The organism is Protofrankia sp. Cj3 (genome assembly GCF_917627355.1).
Taxonomy (GTDB): Bacteria; Actinomycetota; Actinomycetes; order Frankiales; family Frankiaceae; genus Protofrankia.
The window spans coordinates 36712-41406 of record NZ_CAKJTR010000023.1; the positions used below are offsets into that span (position 1 = coordinate 36712).

The following is a 4695-nucleotide window of genomic DNA, read 5'->3' on the forward strand; positions in this document are numbered from 1 at the left end:
TGCCGTGGACGGCCACCCCGGTGGCGCTGCCACTGATATCACAGTCGGTGATCAGCAGCCGACCCGCGTGGACGTCGACCACTGGGGCTTCCTCCGGCTCTCGGGGTGGCCCGGTTACCCGCAAGGTCAGCCCGCGGACGACCCCATACGGGGCGGTGGAGGTCACCACGCTGCCATCAGCGGCAACAAGGGTGATCTCGTCGGGTGGCCCCTCGCCGACCAGTTCGACCGGCTTGTCGAGCACGACCGGCCCCTCATACACCCCGGGGCGGATCAGGATCCGATCCCCAGGGTGAGCGGCGGCCACGGCGGCGGCCACCGTGGTGACATCCCCCCGGCCCCGCGGGTCGACGATGTGGGTCGGCGGGACGAGGGTGTCGCGGAGCCTGCGGGCCAGATCGGCGATCAACCGGCGACATGCCAGGTCGGACAGCGCCGTGAACCGCAGCTCCCGCCAGTCGGCGTACTGGCGAGCGGACAACGCGGCGACCAAGTCGTCGGTGGCGCGTGAGCCGCGCCGTTCCAGGTCCGGCACCTCGATCCAGTAGACCGGGAGGACCAGGTCGGTGCGGCCCAGCCGCTGCTCCCGGTCGAGGAAGCGGGCCAGTTCCCGCCGACACTGGTCGCTGGCCAGGAAGCGCGGGGTGACGATGGGAATGATGAAGGTGGCCGCGTCGAGGGAGTCGTCGACCCGTTCCTTCCACGCCTGCCCCCAGGTGATGTCGTCGCGGTCCTGGAAGATGTGGAGGTCGTGGCCGACCTGTGCCCGCAGCTCGCCTTCTAACTGCTGCCGGAACGCGGTGATCTGGCCGCTGGCGTAGGTGTCGTCGGCGTGCGCGTAGCTGAGGAATGCCGCTGGGTCGCCGTCCGGCCGGTCCTCCACCCCCGGTTCACCTTCCGTTCGGTGATGATGCTCCTGGATACAAGTGGACTACATTGTGCACCAGTCACCGGTGAGATCATTATGTGGTGAGGCAGGCTGGTTCGTGCCCACGGCGGAGCGCGGCCGGAGCAGTCGGCACTGCGCTTTCCGGTGGGGTCTGTCGAGGGGAGCAGGCCGCGACGCTCCGAGGCGCCGAGCGGGGTGCCGGCCCGATGCGTGCGTCGCGGCCCGCCGGGTGGACGGAGGTCGCCCCGGGAAACAGAGACGATCGTTGGCGACGATGTTCGGTTGGTCCGTGCCAGCTGACGAGAATGTCGTCGTAACGACATGTAAGGTTCCGGCGACGCATGCAGGGAGGTCCTTGGTGGCGGTGCAGCCACCGCCACCGACGTCGACGACGCCAGATTCCATCATTTCTTGATGGTGGGACGAGGGTGGCGCTGAGGCTTGGTGCCGACGGGGGTTGCCGCAGCGTTGCTACAACTGAAACCAGGGCTGAGACCACACTGCCCGCTGAGATCATCGATGGGCAGTGCTCTGGCTGGTTAGGGGTGGTGGGCAGGGGCGGGGTCGAACCGCCGACCTTCCGCTTTTCAGGCGGACGCTCGTACCGACTGAGCTACCTGCCCCGATGCTGCCATCCTGCCACAGATGACAGGATCAGATCACCCCAGCCGACGAGAGCAGTATCACGCTGTGGTGTGAGCGCGGTCCCGACGGGATTCGAACCCGCGACCTCCGCCTTGACAGGGCGGCGTGAACTCCAGGCTTCACCACGGGACCATGCTGTGTGCTGTTCAGTTGTATCACGAACCCGCTTGCGATGTTCTGGGCCCAACCCCGAGGTTTGCCCCTCCCGTCATGCTGGCAGGAGCTTCACTCAGGAGCTGAACAGCAGCATACAGGATGATGGGGCCGCCCGGATCCGGTGGTCGGGTGCGGGCAGCTGATCGACTCACTTCCCTGTCCACGGCGGCTGTTCTGCTCTGGCTACGGTGCGGTGGGCGCGCGCATGAGGGCTGGCGCCGCAGCCTGTCCCGTCCGTGGCTCGGATGTCCGCCGGGAGGCTCGCGGGCGGATCCATCCGGTCACGTCCACGTCTGAGGTGGACGTGGACGTGACCGGCGGAGGGCGGAGACGGAGGGCGGAGGGCGGAGGGCGGACAGTGGACGGCGGGCCCGGTAATCGGCAAGAGGACGCCAGTGCGGACCAGGCGGACGATCGTCCCTCGCGCCAACGCAGGAATGGTTTGCGGGGTAACGGAGTTGCCGCCAGGCGTGGACACACTGACCGTGAGGTCGCACCCCGGCACCCGGGCGGTTCCATCCTGGGCGATCCTCGCGGTCGCCTGCCTGGGCCAGTTCATGGTGATTCTCGATGTTTCGATCGTTAACGTCGCGCTGCCGTCGATTCGTCATGATCTTGATTTCAGTGAAACCGGTCTGCAGTGGGTGGTGAACTCCTACACGATCGTCTTCGCTGGCTTCCTGTTGTTGGGCGGGCGGGCTGCGGACCTGTTCGGCCAGCGGCGGCTTTTCCTGCTCGGGCTGGGCCTGTTTACTGGGGCGTCGCTGGTCGGCGGCTTTGCGCAGAGCCAGGGGATGCTTATCGCGGCCCGGGCCGCGCAGGGGCTCGGCGGTGCCGTTCTCTCACCGGCGACGCTTACGATCATTACCACGACATTCCGTGAGCCGGCCGTCCGGGCCCGCGCGTTGGGCACCTGGAGCGCCGTCGCCGGGGCCGGTGGCGCGGCCGGGGCTCTCGCCGGTGGCATCCTCACCGACCTCATCTCCTGGCGCTGGATCCTGTTCGTCAACGTCCCGATCGGCGCGGTGGGCCTGATCGTGGCCCGGCTGCTGCTCACCGAGACGCGTAACGAGGATGCGCCGCGCCGGATGGACTTCGTCGGCGCTGTGCTCGTCACCGGCGGGCTCACCGCGTTCGTGTGGGGGCTCGTGGACACTGACACCCATGGCTGGGGGTCGGTATCAGCGTTGGCTCCCATTCTGGTAGGGGTGGTCCTGCTCGCCGTTTTCATGCTCTACGAGAGTCGGGTGAAGGCGCCGCTTGTGCCGCTGCGGCTTTTTCGGTCTCGCTCCGTCTCGGCGGCCAATGCCGCCATGTTCTGCATTTCTATGGCCATTTTTCCGAGTTGGTATTTCCTTTCCCTCTATGTACAGAATTCGCTCGGCTACTCACCGCTCGTCGCGGGCCTGGTGTTCCTGCCGCAGACGTTCACAATCATCGTCGGGGCACAGGTCGGCTCCCGGGTGATCGCACGATTCGGTGTGCGGACGCTGGTGGCCGCCGGTGGGCTTATCTCCTCGCTGGGGCTGTTCTGGCTGGGGCAGATCCCCGTGACCGGTTCGTATATCCACGACCTGATGCTTCCCAGCATCCTGACCGCCTTGGGCCTGGGCGTGGCCGTCACGCCGATCACCCTCGCGGCTACGACCGGTGTCGCTCGAAGCGATGCGGGCCTCGCTTCAGGCGTGGTCAACACGACTCGGCAGGTGGGCGGTTCGATCGGCCTCGCCGCGCTGGTAACGCTGGCGGCCAACCACACCCGCTCGTTGCGGAACGAAGGCCAGGCAGCGGCCTCCGCGCTGGTTGCGGGGTATGGCCGCGCGCTCGAGGCCGCCGCGGTACTCGCGCTGCTGGGAGCTTTGGCCGCGCTCGCTCTGCCGCCGTTGGGCCGTGGGGGCGGCCCGGCTGACGTCGCTGACCGAACCGATTCGGGTACTGCTGGTGGGGTGTCGACTGGTGAGACGCCGACCAGCGTGGCGCCCGGCCCCGTGTCCAGACCAGGCTGATCCATTCTGGCCCGGGGGAGAGCGTTCCCCGTCATACGGGGCCGGCTGAAAACCCCGGCTGTTACCCGACCGCTGAGTTCCGGCATTTTATCGGATTCTTACCGGAATCTGCCCCAGGGGTGCCCGCCCCTGGTGAGACGCTGGTAATATGTCCATTTCCGCACGTCCCCGGTATGGACATCGGATACATACTTGTATGGATAGACACTGTATGGATACCAGGCGAAAACCCTGCATAGTGGCTGCCGCGATGCTTGCGGTGATGTTTGCCCTGGTCAGCGCCGGATGCGCGGGTGGCACCCGCGCATCCGGTGGCACGGGTGGCGTGACGGCGGGACCGGCGCTGGGTGACCTTGTCTCCCCGGCAAGTCAGGCCGCATCCTCGCCTGGCGCGACGCCCGAGCCGGCCGCTGGCGCCGCGCAGGACAGCCCGGGGGACGGCTGCCTGACCGCGAACCTACGGGTGAGTGCCGTGAATCTGGATAGCAGCGCAGGTCACAGCTATAAGCAGATCATTTTGACCAACGCGGGCGCGGCATCCTGCGTGCTCGGAGGCTTCCCCGGCGTGTCGTACGTCGATGCGGGTGGCCGTCAGCTCGGCGCTGCGGCGGACCGCACCGGCGGCCCCGGTACGGCGATCATGTTGCTGCCCGGGCAGCATGCGGCCAGCCTCCTGATAATGATCCGTACCGGTATACAAGCCGGCTGTGACGAGCCGAACCAGACCGCCGAGGCCGTCGCTCTGCGTATCTACCCACCAGCCAACCGGACGGCATTACCGCTACCGGTTGGCGTGCCGGAGACGGTATGCGCGAGCCCCGCCGTCCATCAGCTCCAGATCTCCGCGCTCACCCGGTGAGAAAGTACCAGCTGAGAAAGCGTCCGGCGAAAAAGTGCCGGTGAGAAAGTCCGGTGCCGGATGAAATCTGGCCGCCTTCATCCGCCGGTGTCCGCGTGTTCGGCGGTATAGCGTTGGAAACACCATTGATCAGGTTCGTG

At 67.1% G+C, this 4695-nt stretch carries 3 protein-coding genes and 2 tRNA genes; 2 read left to right on the plus strand and 3 right to left on the minus strand.

Annotation, left to right across the window (positions count from 1 at the left end; genetic code table 11):
• From MJ783_RS05275 to MJ783_RS05285, 3 genes are all read right to left on the minus strand, one after another.
• A partial coding sequence (locus MJ783_RS05275) for a toll/interleukin-1 receptor domain-containing protein (RefSeq protein WP_239308794.1) occupies positions 1-883 on the minus strand: 883 nt, incomplete at its 3' end.
• A 552-nt stretch (positions 884-1435) separates the two neighbouring features.
• Positions 1436-1512 (minus strand) — tRNA-Phe (locus MJ783_RS05280).
• A gap of 79 nt (positions 1513-1591) precedes the next feature.
• Positions 1592-1666 (minus strand) — tRNA-Asp (locus MJ783_RS05285).
• A gap of 494 nt (positions 1667-2160) precedes the next feature.
• On the opposite strand from MJ783_RS05285, the gene MJ783_RS05290 reads away from it, so the two are divergent.
• Together MJ783_RS05290 and MJ783_RS05295 are read left to right on the plus strand one after the other, a co-directional pair.
• Complete coding sequence (locus MJ783_RS05290) at positions 2161-3696, plus strand: MFS transporter (protein ID WP_239308795.1); 1536 nt, start codon at positions 2161-2163, stop codon at positions 3694-3696.
• Positions 3697-3907: 211 nt separating this feature from the next.
• Positions 3908-4555, plus strand: a complete 648-nt coding sequence (locus MJ783_RS05295; RefSeq protein WP_239308796.1) for a DUF4232 domain-containing protein — start codon at positions 3908-3910, stop codon at positions 4553-4555.
• Positions 4556-4695 lie beyond the last annotated feature (140 nt).

Bases quoted from the DNA above. Each gene is read 5' to 3' on its own strand.
- MJ783_RS05295 (WP_239308796.1), top strand. From the start codon at position 3,908: ATGGATACCAGGCGAAAACCCTGCATAGTGGCTGCCGCGATGCTTGCG.